General features: G+C 69.3%; 14 protein-coding genes and 2 pseudogenes. 11 read left to right on the forward strand and 5 right to left on the reverse strand.

Going from position 1 to position 19391, the window contains the following annotated elements:
• Window positions 1-322: 322 nt before the first annotated feature.
• A pseudogene (locus ACWDA7_RS20145) lies at window positions 323-433 on the reverse strand (IS607 family transposase); the annotation flags it as partial.
• A 2-nt stretch (window positions 434-435) separates the two neighbouring features.
• Between ACWDA7_RS20145 and ACWDA7_RS20150 the strand changes: the two are divergent.
• Window positions 436-864 (forward strand): annotated as a pseudogene (locus ACWDA7_RS20150) (RICIN domain-containing protein); the annotation flags it as partial.
• Window positions 865-901: 37 nt separating this feature from the next.
• Complete coding sequence (locus ACWDA7_RS20155; RefSeq protein ID WP_450605618.1) at window positions 902-1678, forward strand: polysaccharide lyase family 7 protein; 777 nt, start codon at window positions 902-904, stop codon at window positions 1676-1678.
• Window positions 1679-1761: 83 nt separating this feature from the next.
• On the opposite strand, the gene ACWDA7_RS20160 is transcribed toward ACWDA7_RS20155, so the two are convergent.
• A complete protein-coding gene (locus ACWDA7_RS20160; RefSeq protein WP_450605619.1) occupies window positions 1762-2994 on the reverse strand; it encodes an FAD-dependent oxidoreductase in 1233 nt (410 codons plus the stop codon).
• A gap of 239 nt (window positions 2995-3233) precedes the next feature.
• On the opposite strand from ACWDA7_RS20160, the gene ACWDA7_RS20165 reads away from it, so the two are divergent.
• Window positions 3234-3869 (forward strand): nucleotide-binding protein, encoded by a 636-nt coding sequence (locus ACWDA7_RS20165; protein ID WP_432924166.1) that lies wholly within the window; start codon window positions 3234-3236, stop codon window positions 3867-3869.
• A complete protein-coding gene (locus tag ACWDA7_RS20170; protein ID WP_450605620.1) occupies window positions 3866-4090 on the forward strand; it encodes a hypothetical protein in 225 nt (74 codons plus the stop codon). The genes ACWDA7_RS20165 and ACWDA7_RS20170 overlap by 4 nt, the downstream gene beginning before the upstream one ends.
• Before the next feature lie 116 nt (window positions 4091-4206).
• Here ACWDA7_RS20170 and ACWDA7_RS20175 read toward each other — a convergent pair whose 3' ends face one another.
• From ACWDA7_RS20175 to ACWDA7_RS20185, 3 genes are all read right to left on the reverse strand, one after another.
• Window positions 4207-5562, reverse strand: coding sequence for a mycothione reductase (locus ACWDA7_RS20175; protein ID WP_450605621.1), 1356 nt, complete (start codon window positions 5560-5562; stop codon window positions 4207-4209).
• A 312-nt stretch (window positions 5563-5874) separates the two neighbouring features.
• Window positions 5875-6090 (reverse strand): hypothetical protein, encoded by a 216-nt coding sequence (locus tag ACWDA7_RS20180; protein WP_450605622.1) that lies wholly within the window; start codon window positions 6088-6090, stop codon window positions 5875-5877.
• A 413-nt stretch (window positions 6091-6503) separates the two neighbouring features.
• Complete coding sequence (locus ACWDA7_RS20185) at window positions 6504-7655, reverse strand: ROK family transcriptional regulator (protein WP_450605623.1); 1152 nt, start codon at window positions 7653-7655, stop codon at window positions 6504-6506.
• Between the two features lie 349 nt (window positions 7656-8004).
• Here ACWDA7_RS20185 and ACWDA7_RS20190 point away from each other — a divergent pair, with 349 nt between their 5' ends.
• From ACWDA7_RS20190 to ACWDA7_RS20220, 7 genes are all read left to right on the forward strand, one after another.
• On the forward strand, window positions 8005-10071 hold the full coding sequence (locus ACWDA7_RS20190; protein ID WP_450605624.1) for a fibronectin type III domain-containing protein: 2067 nt from the start codon (window positions 8005-8007) through the stop codon (window positions 10069-10071).
• A gap of 56 nt (window positions 10072-10127) precedes the next feature.
• Complete coding sequence (locus tag ACWDA7_RS20195) at window positions 10128-11153, forward strand: carbohydrate ABC transporter permease (RefSeq protein WP_450605625.1); 1026 nt, start codon at window positions 10128-10130, stop codon at window positions 11151-11153.
• An 11-nt stretch (window positions 11154-11164) separates the two neighbouring features.
• A complete protein-coding gene (locus tag ACWDA7_RS20200) occupies window positions 11165-12103 on the forward strand; it encodes a carbohydrate ABC transporter permease (RefSeq protein ID WP_450605626.1) in 939 nt (312 codons plus the stop codon).
• 35 nt (window positions 12104-12138) lie between these two features.
• Window positions 12139-14556, forward strand: a complete 2418-nt coding sequence (locus ACWDA7_RS20205; RefSeq protein ID WP_450605627.1) for a glycoside hydrolase family 95 protein — start codon at window positions 12139-12141, stop codon at window positions 14554-14556.
• Window positions 14550-15587, forward strand: a complete 1038-nt coding sequence (locus tag ACWDA7_RS20210; protein WP_450605628.1) for an acetylxylan esterase — start codon at window positions 14550-14552, stop codon at window positions 15585-15587. The genes ACWDA7_RS20205 and ACWDA7_RS20210 overlap by 7 nt, the downstream gene beginning before the upstream one ends.
• Entirely contained in the window at window positions 15584-16945 is a 1362-nt protein-coding gene (locus ACWDA7_RS20215) for an ABC transporter substrate-binding protein (protein ID WP_450605629.1), read from the forward strand. The genes ACWDA7_RS20210 and ACWDA7_RS20215 overlap by 4 nt, the downstream gene beginning before the upstream one ends.
• An 88-nt stretch (window positions 16946-17033) precedes the next feature.
• Entirely contained in the window at window positions 17034-19229 is a 2196-nt protein-coding gene (locus ACWDA7_RS20220) for an alpha-galactosidase (protein WP_450605630.1), read from the forward strand.
• The last annotated feature ends 162 nt before the right edge of the window (window positions 19230-19391 follow it).

The following is a 19391-nucleotide window of genomic DNA, read 5'->3' on the forward strand; positions in this document are numbered from 1 at the left end:
CGTCTCGTCCGGGAGCGGGCTCTGCGGTGGTCTCGGCCGGAAAGCGAGCCGACCCGGCCCGGATGTTTCTCCGCCTTTCAACGATGTACAGCTCGCTCCTCCTCACCGCGCCCACGAGTGAACCCGCGGCGCAAGGAGGCGGTAGAGCTCTGCATCGTCATCTTGCTTCAAGGGGTACGCGAGTTGCTCACGCAGGGACGTGACCCTGCTTCACATCTTGACGCCTCTGGTTCAGACCTTTAGGTTCACAGGTCGCCAGCGACTCAGAAATGCGCCTCACGTTCAGCTGGCTGAACCGAGCTTTCACCGTTCCCCCCCACCGTCAGCCTGGGCCGTACAGGCGGGCGCAGAACGAGGTCAGTATCTCCACCATGTCCCGCACCAGATCGTCTTCAACCTCGCCCTTATCCAGGACGACGAGACGGCGCCCGGTCCTCCGAAACCGCCTGGTACACAGTGCGGAACTCCGGCAACGGGACGTGCGTGGACGCGCGAGCCGCCGCCACCGCCAACGGCACCGTCGTCCAGCAATACACCTGCAACAACACCGTGGCGCAGCAGTTCCAGTTCCGCTCGACCGACAGCGGCTACTCCCGTATCGCCGCCCGCGGCAACCCCCAGCAGGTCATCGACGTCACCGACCGCTCGCAGGCGGAGAACGCGCCACTGCAGCTGTGGTCCTACGCCGGCGGCCAGAACCAGCAGTGGAGGCCGGTCCAGGAGACGGGCGAGCGCTACCACTTGGTCGCCCGCCACAGCGGCAAGTGCCTCAGTGCCGCCGCCACGGCCGGCAACAGCGTCCAGCTGACCCAGCGCAGCTGCGACGGATCAGGCGCCCAGAGCTTCCAGTTGACCGCGCAGTGACCCCACTCTCCTCCCGACTCCTCGGAAGGCCCCCCACATGACCCGTTCCAAGTTCCTCGCAGCGGCGACCGTCGCGAGTGTCGTCGGCGCGCTGGCGGTCTTCGGCGGTGGCAGCGCCGACGCCGCGGACCCGAACGTCGCGCCCGGCGGCAACTTCGACCTGTCGATCTGGCAGTTGCAGGAGCCGGTCGGCTGGCCGGGCTCCCCGACCACCATTCCGTCGTCCCGGCTCCAGGGACCCAATGGCTACCAGGACGCCTACTTCTACACCGATTCGCGTGACGGTGCGATGACCTTCTGGGCCCCGGAGTTGGGCGTCACCACGCCCAACTCCAACTACGCCCGCTCGGAACTCCGGGAGATGAACCGCGACGGCAGCGCCGCGAACTGGCCGCTCAGCGGTACCCACCGGTTGAACGCGACCCTGCGCGTGGTGTCCGTGACGTCCAACGTGTGCGTAGGGCAGATCCACCTCGGCACCGGCGGTTCGTCCACCAAGCCGCTCCTGGAGCTGTACTACCACGCCAACGGCGACATCGTGCTGGGCACCGAGAACTCCCCGTCCGGCGGCCAGACATTGCACACGGTGGGGCACGTGTCCATCGGCAAGACCTGGCGGTACACCATCGGCGTCTCCGACGGGAACACCATCGACCTGACGGTCAACGGCAGCACCACCCACTACGCCATCCCGTCGTCCTTCAAGCCGTACAAGCAGTACTTCAAGGCCGGCTCCTACAACCAGTCGTCCTCGGACAGCACCACGAAGGGAGCCAGGGTCGCCTTCTACGGACTGACCGTCTCCCACAGCTGATCGACCGCACGGACGGGGCCGTTCCCCCACTGCCTGTGCCGCTCACACACGGTAGTGGGGAGCGGTCCCGTCCGCCTGTCGCCTCACCGTACCGACGCGGCAGGCGGACGCTCGCGCAGAGCGCCGTAGCCGATGAAGTACGCCGGTACCCGCTTGACCCACGGTGACGTGGTGAGCAGGTCGCCCACCCGCTCCGCCCGCCTGGCGTTTCCGAGGGGCGGCCGTCCCGCGAACACGGGCGCGATGACCCGCGCGTGAGCGATCCGCTGCAGTGCCTGCGTCGCGGCCGTGGTCGCCCACCGGCGCCGCTGAACGGCGCGTACGTCTTTTACGCCGACCGCACCCCTGCGCAGCGGTTCGACCAGATACCTTGCGGCGGCCACCGCGTCCTCCACGGCGAGGTTGATGCCGATGCCGAAGACCGGTGACATCGCGTGGGCCGCGTCGCCGATGCACAGCAGGCCAGGGCGGTGCCAGCGCCGGAGGCGGTCGAGCCGTACGTCGAGCATCTTCACCTCGTCCCACGACCGAAGCGCATCCGTCCGGTCCGCCAGCCAGGGCACGGCGCCCGAGAACTCGGCCATGAACCGGTCGAGTCCGGCGGCGCGACGCTCGGCGTCGGTCCCCTTGGGGATCAGCACGGCACACTGCCAGTACTCCCCACGGTCGATCAGTGCGGTGAGGATCCGGTCGCCGACGCCTCCCACCAGGCCCTGCGGGTCGGCTTCCCGTCGTGGCAGCCGGAACCACCAAGCGTCCATGGGACAGGTGAACTCCTGCAACCCCAGTTCGGGCCTGGACCTGGCCAGCGAGCCCCGGCCGTCGCAGGCCACCGTGAGGGTGGCCCGCAGTTCGCCGGTTCGGCCGTCCTCCGTGCGGTACCGCACGCCGGTGACCCGTCCGTGTTCCAGCAGGAAGGACGTCGCCTCGGTGTTCATGCGCAGAGAGAAGGACGGCTCCTTGCGTGCCTCGTCGGCGAGCAGGTCGAGCAGATCCCACTGCGGCACCATCGCCACGTAGTTGTACGGGCCCGGCAGGACGTTGATGTCCGAGACGGTGATCAGCGACCCTTCCGCGCCGAGCGGCAGCTGCACGGTGTCCACCCGACGTTGCGGCAGACGGGAGAATGGCTCGGCCAGGCCGAGGTCGTCCAGCAGCGCCAGAGTCGAGGGATGGACGGTGTCACCGCGGAAGTCTCGCAGGAAGTCGCCGTGCTTCTCAAGGACCGTCACGGCGACGCCGGCCCGGGCCAGCAGCAGACCGAGGACCATTCCGGCGGGCCCGCCGCCCACCACACAGCACGTCGTCTGCTCCATCGCAGCCCTTCCCTTCGTTTCCGTTCGCTTCCCATTGCTTCGCTTCTGTGACATGTGCGTCCACGCCGACACCAAGTGAATCCCCCGTCCGCGACGCGTCGTCACACGCGACCCTCGCGCGGCCCGGCGGCCCCGGCACTGGCCCATACGAGTGATCCATCGCGCGGCAGGGTGAACGACGTGTCCTTGCGCCCCGCGCCGACGGCGACCAGCCGCTCGCGACCACTAGCGTCCCCCCTGTGTCGCTGAGCTACGCCTTTGTGAATCTGAAGCCCGGAGTGGGAAAGACGACCAGCGCGGTCTGGTTGGCCCACGCACTTCACGAGTCCGGTATCTCACCCCTTCTGGTCGACAGTGACCCCGCCTCCTCGGCGCTGCGCTGGAGCGAGTTGGCGGGTGGCTTCCCGTTTCCTGTGATCGCCCTCCCGGTGGGTGATGTGCACCGGCGCGTGAACGACTTCCTCGGCCACCGGCAGGCCGTGGTGTTCGACGCCCCGCAGATGGAGGACCACGCGCACATCGCCCGCAGCATCATGAGATACGCGAGCGAGTGGATCGTGCCGGTGACCCCGGCCCCCATCGAGCTGGACCGCATGGCACCCATCGGCGGTGAGATGGGCGACGTGCAGTCCCTGCGCGCCCGGCCGGCCCGTGCGGCTGTCCTGCTGAACCGCACGAATCGTGCCGACGCCACGCGCACCGGTCCCGATGCCGACGCGCGCGAGGCCCTCACCGAGCGGGGATTCGACGTGCTGTCCACCCATATTCCGCGCCTCGACCTGTACGCCCAGTCATTCGGCGGCCCCGTCGAGGTCAAGGGGTCGGCGTACATGGACCTCGCGGACGAACTCATCAAGCGTCAGGACAAGGCGTGAACCAGCGCAAGGACACCTACCGAGCCGCCCTGCAGCGCGAACCGGACGCTGCCGCACCGCGTCCCGCCAAGGTCACCCGGCTGCACACCCGATACGTCCGGGTGACCATCGAGCTCGACACCGCCCTGTCACGGGACCTGATCCAATGGGTGGGGGCTCCGGTGTCCGCGATCGCGCGCGCCGGTGCCGCGGTACTGCGACCTCTGCGCGGCACCAGCTGACGGGGCAGGAACCGGGGCCGCACCTCGCTTGAGCAGGGCGTCATCGGGACACGGGTCATGGCGCCCCTCCTGGGGGCGAGTCGGACCCGTGCCCGCGCGGCCCGTCCCGTTCACAGTCACAGGGCCAGCAAGGCCTGTTCCACGACCTCGGTGAGTGCCGGGTGGATGTACAGCACGTCCCGGGCGATGCGGTCGACTGTCAGGTTCAGCGTCATCGCCTGGATCAGGGGCTGGATGAGTGTCGCGGCCTGTGTGCCGATGATGTGTGCGCCGAGGATCATACGGTCGTGAGGGTTCGCCAGGACCTTCACGAAGCTGGTGGTGTCCTCCAGGGCCCATCCGTAGGCGGTCGCCGCGTAGTCGCGGACACTCACCAGGTACTCGATCCCGCGGAGGCGTGCCTCCTGCTCGGTCAGTCCGGCACTCGCGATCTGCGGGTCGGTGAAGACGGCATGCGGCGTGATGTTGTAGGGGAGCGTGTGGAGGTCCTGCGGATGGAGGATGTTGTGCCGCACGACACGCGACTCGGCATTCGCCATGTGCTTGAGCTGGAAGTGATTGGCCACGTCGCCGAGTGCCCAGACCCCCGGCACCGAGGTGCGGTAGGCGCTGTCGGTCGTGATGTGACCGTGTTCGTCGAGTTCCAGGCCTCCGGCGGCCGCGTCCAGGCGGTCGGTGTTGGGCCGGCGGCCGACGCTGACCAGCAGCGCCGCGGCCCTGACGACACGCTCGCCGTCCGGACACGACACGGTGAGTGTCACGCCCTCCGGGCTCGGTTCGACAGAGGTGACAGCGGCGTCGAGAAGCACGCGGTGGCGCCGCGACGCGAGTTCGGTGAACCGCGCCGAGATCTGCTCGTCCTCTCCGGTCAGCAGGCGCGGCCCCCGCTGCACGATCGTGACATCGCTGCCGAAAGCGCCGAACACATGGCTGAACTCGGCCGCGATGAAACCGCCGCCGATGACGGCCAGGGATGCGGGCACCTCGTCGATCCGCATGATGGTGTCCGAGGTGTGGTAGGCCACGGAGTCGAGGCCGGGGATGTCCGGCACCACGGGTCGTGATCCGACGGAGATGACGAACGTGTCGGCGGTGATCCGCTCGTTTCCGACCTCGAGCACCTTCGGCGCGACAAAGCGTCCTTCCTCGGTGTAGACATCGATGCCGTTGTTCCTGCGATACGTCAGCGCGCTGTCGTGCAGCGGATCGATGCGGTGGAAGATCCGGTCGCGGATGGCGGTCCAGTCCACGTGGTCGACGGTCGCGTGGACACCGAGCCGTGCTGACGCCCGCGCGCCCCTGGCCGCGTCGGCTGCGAGGACGAACATCTTGCTCGGAATGCAGCCTCTGTTGAGGCAGGTGCCGCCGAAACGACCCGGTTCCACGACGGCGGTGTGCAGACGTGCGAGTTCATCGCTGAGCAGCATGTTGCCGGTGCCCGCCCCCACGACCACAAGATCGTAATGCCGCACGCCCGTCCACCTTCCGTCGGTGAGATGTGTGGCCTTGCAGCGCATGGCCGTCTGGCGCGACCGGGCAGCATCTCGACCCGCGTTCCGGTTCCGGCCGCACCACAACTTCCGAACACATACGTTTTGAGTATTTATCACGGAAAACGGTGCGTCTGTCGGCAATGCCGCCGCGAAACATGACCCGACCCCCGTGCTGGTGGCTGCGTCCGGCACGCGGACGAGTCCCGGGCGTGGAGGAAATGCCGGCCGCCCAGGGCAGGCCGCGTTCCTCCGGGCCCGGGCGGGAGCCGATGGCGTGGCCGGAATCCGGCTTCAGGGCAGGGTGATGCCGTCCAGCTTTCCGGCCTTGGCGTCGTCGACGAGTGACGAGAACTGGTCGGTGCTCATCTGGATGCGCTGGCCGAAGTCATCGGTGAGCACGATCCGGCGGTCGGGCGGTGCGCTCGGGTCGACGAACAACTGCGGACAGCCGCAGTTGCAGTTGCCGCAGAACGTGGCGACGGGCTCCAGCCCGCTGATTTCGGTCATGCTTGCTACCTCCGTGGGCGTGCCGTTGCGGCGCGCCGGTGTCCGGGACCGGCGGTCGCGGGGACTGCCCGAGAGATACCCGGCGTGCCGTGGGAAGACGCGCGTGTCACCCATGTGCCGGGGCGCGGGGGAAGGGGGACGGCGTGCGCTCGCGCTTCCCGGCGCTCGCAGTGACCCGCATCACGCCAGGTGGATTGAGTGCGACGCCGGGCAAGAAACCGTACCCACGCCTGGCGACGGTCTGTTCCCGCGTGGCCCGCGCCCGGGCGACCCTGATGGATCTGCTGGACGAGGCGGACGAGCTGGCCGCACCGGCGCGGCCTGAGCCGACTCGCGCGGGGTGTCGGAGCCGGACGGAAACAGCCGGCACCGACACCCCCGGAGCGCCATTCCCGCAGCGACTGCCGGGTGGCCTACTTGGCCGGAGCGAACACCCGCTGGGCCGCGACCGCGGCGCCGCCTCTGGCCCACTCCTCGAACGGCAGCGGCCGGACCACGAGGTCGCAGTCCGCGGCGGCGCCGAACGCATGGGCGGCGAAGGTCTGCCGGATCTGGTCGGCGAACAGGTCGTAGGAGGCCACGCCCTCACCGGAGATGATGATCCGTTCCGGGCCGATGAGGTTGGCGACCGAGGCCAGCGCCAGGCCCATGGCATGTCCGGCACGGGCGAAGACCGCCCCGACGGCAGGGTCGCCGGCGTGCGCGCGTCGTACCGCCTCGTCCATGGTCAGTGCGGGGTCGACGGCGGCCTGGCGGGCCTGTTCGATGATCGCGTGTGTCGAGGCGACCGCCTCGACACAGCCGGTGTTGCCGCAGGTGCAGATACGGTCGCTCCCGCCTACCGGGAGGTGGCCGACCTCGCCCGCCACTCCGTGCGCCCCGGACACCACCCGGCCGCCGATCGAGAGCCCGGCGCCGATGCCGGCGCCGACGGTGACCAGAGCGAAGGATGACAGGCCGGCGCCCGCACCGAACCACTGCTCGGCCACGGTCAGGGCCCGTACGTCGTTCTCGATGACCGTTGCAATGCCCGTGGTCGACTCCACCAGCTGGGCCAGTGGCACCCGGCGCCAGTTCAGAAAGGGGGAGTACTGCACGGTGCCGGTCTGTCCGTCCACGTCGCCCGAGATGGTCACGCCGATGCTGTGGATCGCGTCGGCCTCCTCCAGGCCCGCCGCGGCCCGCAGTTGATCCACCAGCCCGGCGATCGCCAGCACCACGGTGCCCACGTCACGCGAACTCAGGGCGGTGCGCCGGGAGGTGAGCGGCTTGGCCGCCAGATCGGCCAGTACGCCGATGAGTTCGTCCCCGGTGACCTTCACCCCGGCGAAGTGGGCTCGTTCCGCCCGTACGGCGATCGGCGTCGCCGGACGGCCGTTGGCCCGCTCCGCGGGGCGGCCGGCCTCGATGATCCAGCCGTCGGCGATCAGCGGAGTGGCCGCCTTGGTGACGGCTCCCGCCGACAACCCGGTCCGCCGTCCGATCTCGGCACGGCTGAGGGGGCCGTGCTGTAGCAGCGTCTGGAAGACCAGGACGGCGGCGGGCGGCTGGTCGGCAAGGGTCATGCCGTGACCATACATTTCTTGAGGAAACTAAGACAAGGCGCCAGTCATCCCATCTATATGCCCCTGCGGTAGGGAAAACGCCTCGCTGTACAGAGTTCCCGAAGAAGACATCGGATTTATTGGCGTCGACTATGTTGACGCTGGAAGGAAAGCCTGGCTACATTCGCCGCACTCCTCGCCGGAGCGGACTGGACGGTGTCGCGCCGGGGAGGAGCGAGGCCACTCGTCCCCGACGGTCTCAGCTCTTCCTCGGTGGTGCTCCGGGACGACCACCGCCGAGGGGTTCCCGGCACCCCCGATCCCTCAGGCGGGAAGTCCGCCTGCAGTCGCGCCCAGACGGAGTACATCCATGGCTCGTCAAGCTCGACCCGCACGTCTCACACTCGCCTGTGCCACCGCACTCGCGGTGGCTTTCGCCGTGCCCGCCGCCGCGCGCGCCGCCGATCCCGAAGTGTCTTCCGGCACCCAGGCCTCCGCCGCCGCGCCCGTCGTGGCCGCCAAGCCGTACATGGGCTACAGCACTTGGAGCCTCGAATCGACCAACTTCCCCGGCTACGGTGGGGAGAACTGGCTCACCGAAGCCCATGTGCTGCAGCAGGCCGATGTCCTGGCATCGAAGTTGAAGTCCCACGGCTACGACCACGTGAACGTGGACGCCGGCTGGAACGTCGACAACGGCAAGAACGTCGGCGACGGCTACGCCCGTCCCACCGCGGATCTCAAGAAGTTCCCCCACGGCATGAAGTACGTCGGGGACTACCTGCACAAGAAGGGCCTGAAGTTCGGCCTCTACCTGGCGGTCGGCCTCTACCAGGACTACTACAACAACGGCAACACGCCGATCTACAACGCGCCCGGCTGCACCACCAAGGACATCGTCTACCCGGACCTGCGCAAGACCAGCGGCTGGGACAACGTCTCCTACCAGCTGAACTTCGCCAGCCCCTGCACCACCAAGTACATCCAGTCCGAAGCCGACGAACTGGCCAGCTGGGGCGTGGACTTCCTCAAGATCGACGGAGTCGGACCCGGCTCCAACCAGGGCGACGAGGCGCACAACAACGTTCCCGACATCAAGGCGTGGCACACCGCGCTGCAGAACACCGGCCGGCCCATCGAGTTCATCCTGTCCTGGTCGCTCAGCCACAACCAGGCGGACGTCTGGAAGGCGAACTCCAACGGGTGGCGGGTCGACACGGATGTCGAGTGCTACTGCGACACGCTGGTGACCTGGAACAACTCGGTGAAGCAGCGCTGGAACGACGTCGTGCAGTGGATACCCGACGCCGGTCCCGGGCACTGGAACAACCTCGACTCCCTCGACGTCGGCGCCGGTCCCCTCGACGGCATCAACGAGACCGAGCGGCAGAGCTACATGACGCTGTGGGCCATCGAGTCCGCCCCGCTGTACATCGGTGACGACCTCACCAAGCTCGACTCCTACGGCCTCAAGCTGCTCACCAACGACGAGGTCATCGCGGTCGACCAGACGGGCAACCCGGCCAAGCCGGTCAGCCAGGACACCCCGCAGCAGGTCTGGTACGCCCGTAACGCGGACGGCAGTTACACCGTGGCGCTGTTCAACCTCGGTGGCGGCTACTCGGACGTGACCGCCGACTGGAGCGACCTGGGCATCAACGGCAAGGCCGCGGTCCGCGACCTGTGGAGCCACAAGAACCTGGGTTCGGTCGGCGGTTCCTTCACCGACAACCTGCCCCCGCACGGCTCCCGTCTGCTGCGCATCACGCCGCCCAGCACCGGCAAGAACCCCGCGGTCCCGCTCGCCGTGCACGGCACCGCCTCCACCGCGACCAGCGTCTCGCTCGCCTGGGACGCGGTGAACTCGGGCACCGCCACCACCGGTTACGACGTCTACGCCAACGGGTCGAAGGCCGCCACCGTCACCGGCACCTCCGCCACCCTCAGTGGCCTCAGCGCCGGCACCGGCTACTCCCTCACCGTGGTCGCCCATGATGCCCAGGGGCACGAGTCCTCGCCCAGCAAGGCCGTGGCGATCACCACGCCCGCGGCAGGCGGACCGGTCTCGTACGAGGCCGAGGCGCCCGGCAACACCCTCAGCGGCAACGCCTCCCTCTCGGACTGCTCCGAGTGCTCCGGCGGCAAGAAGGTCGGCAACCTCGGCTACACCGGATCGGTGGCCATCGGCAACGTGACCGCGCCCAAGGACGGTACGTACCTGATGAAGCTCGACTACACCGACGGCTCCTCCGGCCGCACCGTCGTCGTCACCGCCAACGGCAAGTCCTTCCAACTGCCGCTGCCCGGCAGCAACGACAACAACTGGGGCCGCCCGCAGTCGATCACCGTGCCCGTGCAGCTGAAGGCGGGCGCCAACACGATCACCTTCGGCAACCCCTCGGACTACGTGTCCGACGTGGACCGGATCACCCTCTGATCAGCCGCCCGGCTCCGACCCGTCTTCCATCCGTCTGACACCGAGGAGAGTGTGCCGTGGTGGTCACATCACAGGGCAACCCCACGACGCCGGCCACACCGTCGTCCGCCGCGGTGACCACCACGGCCGCCGCCTCCACGAAGCTCCGCAAAATCCGAATGACCCGTCAGGTCCGCAAGCCGCATTCCCCCACCACGACCCGGTCGGCGGCGGCCCGCCGCCGGGACCTGCCGGTCGCACTGCTGCTCATCCTCCCCGCCGTCGCCGGATTCGCTGTCTTCTTCGCCTATCCGACGCTGCGCGGCATCTACCTCAGCTTCACCGACTTCCACGTCCTCAGCCCGCCGCAGTGGGTGGGACTGGCCAACTTCCGCGAGATGTTCGGTGACGACGTCTTCTGGCACTCGCTGTTGGTCACCGTCTACTTCGTCGTGCTGTCCGTCGGCTTCGGCACCCTGGTCTCGCTGGCGACGGCGGTGGTGCTGCATCGGGTGACCCGATCGTCAGCCCTGCGCGGCGTGATCCTGCTGCCGTTCCTGATCTCCAACGTCATCGCCGCCCTGGTGTGGCAGTGGATGCTCGACCCGACCCTCGGCATCATCAGCATTGTCATCAAGCATCTGACCGGCCACTCCATCCTCTTCTTCGGCAGCGGGGGATGGGCGATCCCCTCGCTCGCCGCGATCAGCGTCTGGAAGTGGATGGGCTACTACGCCCTGCTGATCTTCGCCGGCCTGCAGACGATCCCGCCGACCATCTACGAGGCCGGCCGGGTCGACGGAGCGAGCGAAGTGCAGATGTTCCGTCGGCTGACGGTCCCTCTGCTGCGGCCGATCCTGGTCATGGTGGTCGTCCTGACCGTGATCAACTCCTTCCAGGTGTTCGACATCGTCCAGGTCACCACCAAGGGCGGCCCGGCCAATGCCTCGAACGTGCTGCAGATGTACATCTACGACAAGGCCTTCCGGCAGTTCGACTTCGGTTACGCCGCCACCATGTCGCTGGCCCTGTTCGCGCTTCTCATCGCGGTCACCTTCACCCAGCTGCGGCTCGCCCGCGCCAACGAATCCGACCTGAACTGAAGGAGGCCGACATGGCTGTCAGCATCACTCCCGGCCAGGCGGCCGTCCTGCGCCGCCGGCCCCGGCAGGACACCCGAAGGCTCTCAGCCGGCAGGGTCGCTGCCTGGATCTACCTGGCCGTCGTCGTGGTGGTCACCCTCTTCCCGTTCTACTGGATTCTGCGCACCGCGCTGTCGAACAACTACCAGTTGGCGACCGACCCGTCCTCACCACTGCCCGTGGGCTTCACCTGGGGGGCGTTCGAACGGGCCCTGGGCATCGCCTCCACCGCGCAGGCCCAGGCCCAGGGCGGCTCCGGCGCCTCCCTCGACATCGCGCTCTACCTGCGCAACTCGTTGATCTACGCGTCTGTTCAGACGGCGCTGATCGTGCTGCTCTCCGCGGCAGCCGCCTATGCCTTCTCCCGCCTGCACTGGCGTGGCCGCAACCTGGTGTTCAACATCCTGATCAGCGCCCTGATGGTGCCCGGCGTGTTCACGCTGCTGCCCAACTTCGTCTTCGTGAAGGACCTGGGGCTGACCAACACCTTCGCCGGACTGATCCTGCCCGGCGGCCTCTTCCAGGCGTTCACGCTCTTCTTCCTGCGGCAGTTCATGCTGGGCCTGAGCAGCGAAGTCGAAGAGGCCGCGATCATCGACGGCGCCGGACCGCTGCGGATCTTCTTCCGGATCATCCTGCCGATGTCGTCCGCGCCCATAGCGACCGTGTCCCTGCTGATGTTCGTCAACGCCTGGAACGACTACTTCTGGCCGCTGCTCATCACCAACGGCCCGGACGTGCAGCCGCTCACCCTGGCGCTCGGCGTCTTCAAGCAGTCCTCGCCACAGGCGGCGCCGGACTGGGCGGGCCTGATGGCCGCCGCCCTCATCGCGGCCCTGCCGATGCTGCTGCTCTTCGTCGCCTTCGGCAAGCGCATCGTCAACTCCATCGGCTTCTCCGGCCTCAAGTAATCCACGGCAGCACACCTCGATAGGACGGCACAGCCATGCACCCCACCGACCTGGTGCTGAAGTGGCCCGCGCCCGCGGGCCGGTGGACCGAAGCCGCCCCCGTCGGCAACGGCCGGCTCGGCGCGATGGTCTTCGGCGGCGCCCACCGGGCCCGGATCCAGCTCAACGACTCCACCGTGTGGTCCGGCACCCCCGGCGGCCCGGCCGCCGCCCTCGCCGCGGTGCGCGCGGCCGGTGCCGGCCCCCAGCGGCTCGAAGAGGTCCGCGCCGCGATCCGCTCCGGCGACCAGGATCGGGCCGAGGCGCTGCTGATGACCTTCGAAGGGCCGTACAGCCAGGAGTACCTGCCCTACGCCGACCTCTGGCTGACGGTGGAGGGCGGCGAAGAGGCCGACTACCACGGCCGGACCCTCGACCTCGACTCCGCGGTCGCCGAGGACGGATTCGGCCTGGACGGCACGACCGTCCGCCGCCGGGTCTGGGCCGATGCCGTCGCCGGGACCCTGTGCACGGCGGTGGACGCGGACGGCGGCACCGTGGACGTGCGGGTGGAACTGTCCACGCCGCTGCGCGAGGTTCACCGTTCGTCCACCGTCCGCAGCCTCACCCTGGGCGTGGAGATACCGGTCGACGGAGCGCCCGCGCACGAACCCGGTGTCGCCGAACCACTGCGGTACGCGGACGGACCCGTCGGCGACTACGACCCGTTCGGTGCCCTCGCACTCGCTCTGACCACTGACGGCGAGGTGACCGCGGCAGACGGCAGCCTCCTCGTCCTCGGCGCCTCCCACCTCCTGATCACCCTCGCCAGCTCCACCAACGCCGCCCTCCACTGGAAGGGACAGGCCACCGTGGACCGCGCCACCCACCTGGCCACCGCGGCCCTGGTGGCCGAGCAGGCCGCCGCCCAGGGCGCCGGCAGCCTGCTGAAGTCACACGAGGACGAAGTGCGCGCCCTGCTCGGCGGCACCGCCCTGCGCATCGGCTCGCGTCGCGCCGGCACCTACGACGTGGCACGCGACATCCTCAGCGGGGACGACGAACTCCTCACCGCCACCGTTCTGTTCCAGCTCGGCCGCTATCTGCTGACCTGCGCCTCTCGCCCGCACGCCGGGCCTCCGGCCAACCTTCAGGGCATCTGGAACGCCGATCTGCGGCCGGCCTGGTCCTCCAACTACACCATCAACATCAACACTCAGATGAACTACTGGGGCGCGGAAGCGGCCGGTCTCGCCTCCTGCCACGAGCCGCTGTTCGATCTGCTCGACCGACTCGCCGCGGGTGGCACCGAGGTCGCGCGAGAGGTCTACGGCACCCGTGGCTGGGTGGCACATCACAACACCGACATGTGGGGCTGGGCGCTGCCGGTCGGCATGGGCCACGGCAACCCCTCGTGGGCGATCTGGATGATGGGCGGCACCTGGCTGTCCCAGCACCTGTGGGACCACTACGAGTTCACACGCGACCTCGACTTCCTGCGGAACCGGGCCTGGCCGCTGCTCAGTGGCTGCGCCGAGTTCCTGCTGGACTGGCTCGTCGACGAGGGCACCGGTTTTCTGGACACGATCCCGTCCACCTCACCGGAGAACCTCTTCCTCGACGCCGACGGCACCCCCAGGTCCCTGACCCGCTCCTCGGCCATGGACATCGCGCTGATCCAGGCCACCTTCGACCGCACCCTGCAGGCAGCCGAGATCCTGACCCTGGACAGCCCGCTGACAGACGAGATCCGCGCCGCCCTGCCCCGCTTGCGGCCGCCACGGATCTCGGCCGGCGGCTGGCTGCAGGAGTGGGCCGATGACCTGCCCGAGGCCGACCCGCACCACCGTCACCTCTCCCAGCTGATCGCCCTGCACCCCCTCGGTCTCATCGATCCGGAGAGGACGCCCGAACTGGCCCGAGCCGCGCTGAAGCTGCTGGACCGACGGGGCCCCGGCGCCATGGGCTGGTCCTGGGGGTGGAAGATCGCCCTGCGGGCTTGGCTGCGCGATGCCGCGACGGCCCGTTCTCTCCTGCTGGAGGCGAGTCGCCCGCTCGACGGCGATCCCGGCACCGATGCCCCGGTCGACGGCTCCCGCTGGGGCGGGCTGCTGCCCAACCTCTTCTCCACCCACCCGCCCTTCCAGATCGACGGCAACTTCGGCTTCATGGCCGCCCTCACCGAAATGGTGGTGCAGAGCCACACCGGCACCGTCCATCTGCTGCCCGCCCTGCCCGCGCAGTGGCCGGACGGCCAGGCCACGGACCTGCGGTGCCGGGGCGGTCTCGCGGTCGACTTCACCTGGAGGGACGGCGTCCCGACTACGGCCACCGTGCGCCGGATCGCCGGCGACGACGCCGAGCCGGTCCGGATCCGCTACGGGGAGCGCGTCGCCGAGATTCGTATCCCGGTCGGCACCCAGATCACCCTCGACGCGGACCTGCGCCAGCGGGGGGAGCCGGTGCCGTGCTGACGGAGCAGGATGTGCCCGAGCTGTTCTCCTACCGCAGCACCTACCGCGAGCCGGCGGACTTCGACGTCTTCTGGAAAGCCACCCTCGCCGAGGCCCGCGCCGATCAGGCAGCCGTGCTGGAGTTGACGTCCGTGGCCACCGGTCTGGAGACCGTGGACGTCTACGACGCGGTCTTCCCCGGCTTCGCCGGCCATCCGGTCCGCGGCTGGCTGCGCATGCCCCGGCAGCGCACCGAGCCACTCCCCGCCGTCGTGCAGTTCCACGGCTACGGCAGCGGACGCGGCGCACCCATCGACGATCTGCTGTGGGCCTCCGCCGGATACGCCCACCTGCTGGTCGACACCCGCGGGCAGGGAGGCGCATGGGCGGGCGGCGGCGCCACCCCCGACCCGGTCGGCAGCGGCCCCGCGTATCCCGGCTTCCTCACCCGCGGTATCGAGGACAAGGACACCTACGTCTATCGGCGGGTGTTCACCGATGCCGTCCGCGCCGTCGAGGCCCTGCGCAGCCGCTCCGACCTCGTCGACGCGGCCAGGGTCGCCGTCGTCGGTCCGAGCCAGGGCGGCGGCATCGCGCTCGCGGTCGCCGGACTCGTCCCCGACCTGTCGGCCGCCCACTTCCAGGCGCCCTTCCTCTGTGACATCCGGCAGGCCACCCGGCTCACCGACGCGGATCCGTACGCCGAGCTCATCGGCTATCTGGGGGCCCGCCGCGACCGGGTCGAGCAGACGTTCCGCACGCTGAGCTACTTCGACGGACTGGGCTTCGCCCGCCGGGCCACCGCCCCGGCCTGGTTCTCCGCGGGGCTGCGCGACGAGGTGTGCCCGCCGGTCACCGCGATCGCCGCCTACCAGGCCTACTCCGGGCCCAAGCAGCTGCGCTTGTGGGAGTTCAACGGCCATGACGCCGGCGGCCCCGAAGACCTGGCCATGGCCCTGAGCGCGTTCGGCGCGCTCCTCAAATCGTCGTCCCGTCCGCAAGCGTCGCCGTCCCACGCATCCCCCGTGCCACCCCGAAAGAAGGAACGATGAAAAGAATCACCGGCATACGAAAGGCCGTCGCCCTGGGCGCCACGCTCACTCTGGCGGCAGTGGTCTCCGGCTGCTCCTCCGGCTCCTCCAGCGCCGGCGGCTCCAAGACCGTCAACTGGTGGACCTGGGACGACAAGCAGGCCGCGGCCTACCAGGTGTGCGCCACGGACTTCGAGAAGGCCAATCCCGGCGTCACGGTGAAGATCTCCCAGTACAACGTGAACGACTACTTCACCAAGCTGACCGCCGGGTTCGTGGCCGGCAACGCACCCGACGCGTTCCAGAACAGCGTCCAGTTCTTCCAGGCCTACGCCTCCCAGCACCAGTTGATGCCGCTGGACAGCTTCATCTCCAAGGACAAGTTCGACCTGTCCCGTTTCTCGGTGGGCGTGGACGCCTGGAAGTTCACCGACAGCAAGCAGTACGCGCTCCCGCTGGACTGGGCGGCGACCGGCATCTACTACAACGCGGACGCGCTGACCAAGGCCGGGTACACCAAGCAGGACGTCGACTCGCTGAACTGGAACCCCGACAACGGCGGCACGCTCGGCAAGATGATCGCCCACATGACCATCGACTCCAAGGGCCGGCGCGGCGACCAGCCGGGCTTCGACAAGTCCCACATCAAGACCTACGGCTACGGACAGGTCGCGGCCAAGGACTTCATCGGCCAGACCACGTGGAGCCCTCTCGTCGACACCACGGGCTGGCGCCTGGGCGACAAGCCCACCTGGCCGACGGTGTTCGACTACAGCGACCCGCGGTTCGTGAAGACCATGGACTGGATCCGCTCCCTGACGCAGAAGGGCTACGCGCCCAAGATCGGCGACTTCGCCAACAGCGTCAGCGACGTCGACCTCCTGGCGTCCGGTAAGGTCGCCATGGAAAGTGCCGGCTCGTGGGAGGCCGCGACCTTCGTGAAGCTCCCGGGCCTCAAGGTCGGCATCGCGCCCACCCCCTACGGTCCCGACGGCAAGACCCGGGCCGTACTGAGCAACTCCAACGGCAACAACATCTGGGCCGGCACGAAGAACCCGGACCTGGCCTGGAAGTGGATCTCCTTCATGGGCTCCGAGTCCTGCCAGTCGAAGGCGTCGCAGACCGGCACCTTCTTCCCCTCGATCCCGGCCGCCATGGACGCGTCGGCCAAGGCCCTGGCCTCCCACGGCGTGGATCTGTCCGTGTTCACGGACATGATGAAGAACAATGTCCTCTACCCGTCCCCGGTCTACGGCAATGGCGCCGCCATCCAGGACGCGTTGGAGCCGCTGTTCGAGGCGTACTTCGCCGGCCAGAAGAACGACTCCGTCTTCAACGACATGCAGGACAAGAGCAAGACGCTGCTCGCGCAGCACTGAACGTCCGACAGCAACTGGTGACCGGACGCCGGACGCGGCCCACGACCAGGGCGCGTCCGGCGGACCGGACAAACGGAAAGGGCTCTGTATGTCCGACACCACCCCGGGGATCCTCGCCCTGCGCGCGGCCGGCACCTCACTCGTCGTGGAGCTCACCGAGCCGGTGCCAAGAGTCCTGCACTGGGGGGCCGACCTGGGCGAGCTGTCCGAGGACGGACTGGCTGCCCTCGCGCTGACCGACGAGCCCGCCGTGCTCAACAACTCCATCGACATCCCACGACGCTTCACCGTCTGGCCCACGGAGGCGGACGGCTGGTCCGGCACCCCGGCCCACGAGGGCCACCTGGCCGGCACCTCCGCCGCGCCCCGGCTGAGCCTCGCCGAAACCGCCTACCGCCCCGAGGCCGAGGGCGGCGAACTGTCCCTGCGGCTCACCGACCCCGGAGCCGGACTCGACGCCACCGTCACCTACCGGCTGGAGCCCTCCGGAGTGCTGGGCGTGCAGACCCGGATCACCCGGCAGCAGGACGCCGACCCGGCGCCCTACGACCTCGCGCAGGTCACCACCCTGCTTCCGCTGCCCCGCCGGGCCGGGGAGATCCTGGACTTCACCGGCAAGTGGAGCCGGGAGCGCTCTCCCCAGCGCCGCCCGCTGGCCTACGGCAGCTACGCCCGGCAGGTGCGCCGGGGCAAGCCCGGCCTTGACTCGCCGTACCTCGTGGCGGTGGGCGTGCCCGGGTTCGGTTTCCGCGAGGGCGAGGTGTGGGGTGTGCACATCGCCTGGAGCGGCGACCAGCGGTATCTGGTCGAGCAACTGCCGGAGGGCGCCGGCGCCCACGCCGCGGTGCTCGGCGGGGGAGAGCTGCTGCGGGCCGGGGAGATCCGGCTCGCCCCCGGGGAGTCCTACACCACGCCGGTATGCCACTTCACCTGGTCCGACCACGGACTCGACGGCCTCGCCGACCGCTTCCACACCCTGCTGCGGGCCCGGCCCGCCCACCCGCGCACCCCCCGCCCGGTGATTCTCAACAGCTGGGAGGCGGTCTACTTCGACCACGACCTGGACCGCCTGCTTCGACTGGCCGACAAGGCCGCCGAGGTCGGTGTCGAGCGCTTCGTGCTGGACGACGGCTGGTTCCGCGGGCGCCGCTCGGACCACTCCGGGCTGGGCGACTGGACCGTGGACCCCGTGGTGTGGCCCGAGGGACTGACGCCGCTGGTGGACCATGTGCGTTCGCTCGGCATGGAGTTCGGGCTGTGGGTCGAGCCGGAGATGGTCAACCTCAATTCGGACCTGGCCCGGGAACACCCCGACTGGGTGCTCGGCCCGGCCCGCGGAGTCGGCCCGTCCTCCCGTCATCAGCACGTCCTGGATCTCTCCAACCCCGCCGTGTGGGACTACCTGCTGGGTGCGCTGGACGCACTGGTGGAGAAGTACGGCATCGCCTACCTGAAGTGGGACCACAACCGGGAGCTGCACGAGGCCGTGCACGGTGACGCCGACCGCCCGGTCGCGCACGCCCAGGTGCTCGGGCTCTACCGGCTGCTCGACGCCCTCAAGGAGCGCCACCCCGGGCTGGAGATCGAGAGCTGCGCCAGCGGCGGCGGCCGGATCGACCTGGGCATCCTCGCCCGTACCGACCGGGTGTGGGCCTCGGACTGCAACGACCCGGTGGAGCGCCAGGCCATTCAGCGCTGGACCACCCAGCTTCTGCCGCCCGAGCTGATCGGCGCCCACGTCGGCGCGGCCACCAGCCACACCACCGCCCGGATCAGCTACGACAGCTTCCGGCTGGCCACAGCCCTGTTCGGGCACACGGGCATCGAGCAGGACATCACCCGGTGCACCCCCGAGGAACTTGCCCGGCTCACCGCCTGGACCGCGCTCTACCGGGAACTGCGGCCCCTGCTGCACGGAGGCCGCACGGTCCGCGCCGACCTCGCCGGCGACGCGACACTGCTGCACGGGGTGGTGGCGTACGACCAGTCCGCCGCGCTGTACTGCTGGGCGCGGGTGGCCACGTCCCCCGAAGGGCAGTCCGGACGCGTACGCCTGCCCGGACTGGCCGCCGATGCGACCTACCAGGTCAGGGTCCGTACGGAACTGGGCCTGCCGTCCCTGCACCAGACCTCGGGCCCGGCCTGGCTGCCCCAGGCACTCGAGGGCGGGCTGACCCTGCCCGGCGCGGTCCTCGGGGTCGCAGGACTGCCCATGCCGAATCTCAACCCCGACCAGGCGATGCTGCTCGAGGTCAGGCGGATCGGCGAGCCCGTCCAGGGCTGACGCCCACGGGCAGGGGACGGACGCGAGTACGGGAGCGGGGCAGGACCTCTGCCGAGAGGCCTGCCCTGCGTACATCGGGCACAGTGATGAGCGGGCGATGTCTGCGTCGCGGCGATACCCAGCGGCGTGCCTGATGTCGTGCGGACGCCCACACCGGCCACC

The organism is Streptomyces sp. NPDC001156 (assembly GCF_053598275.1).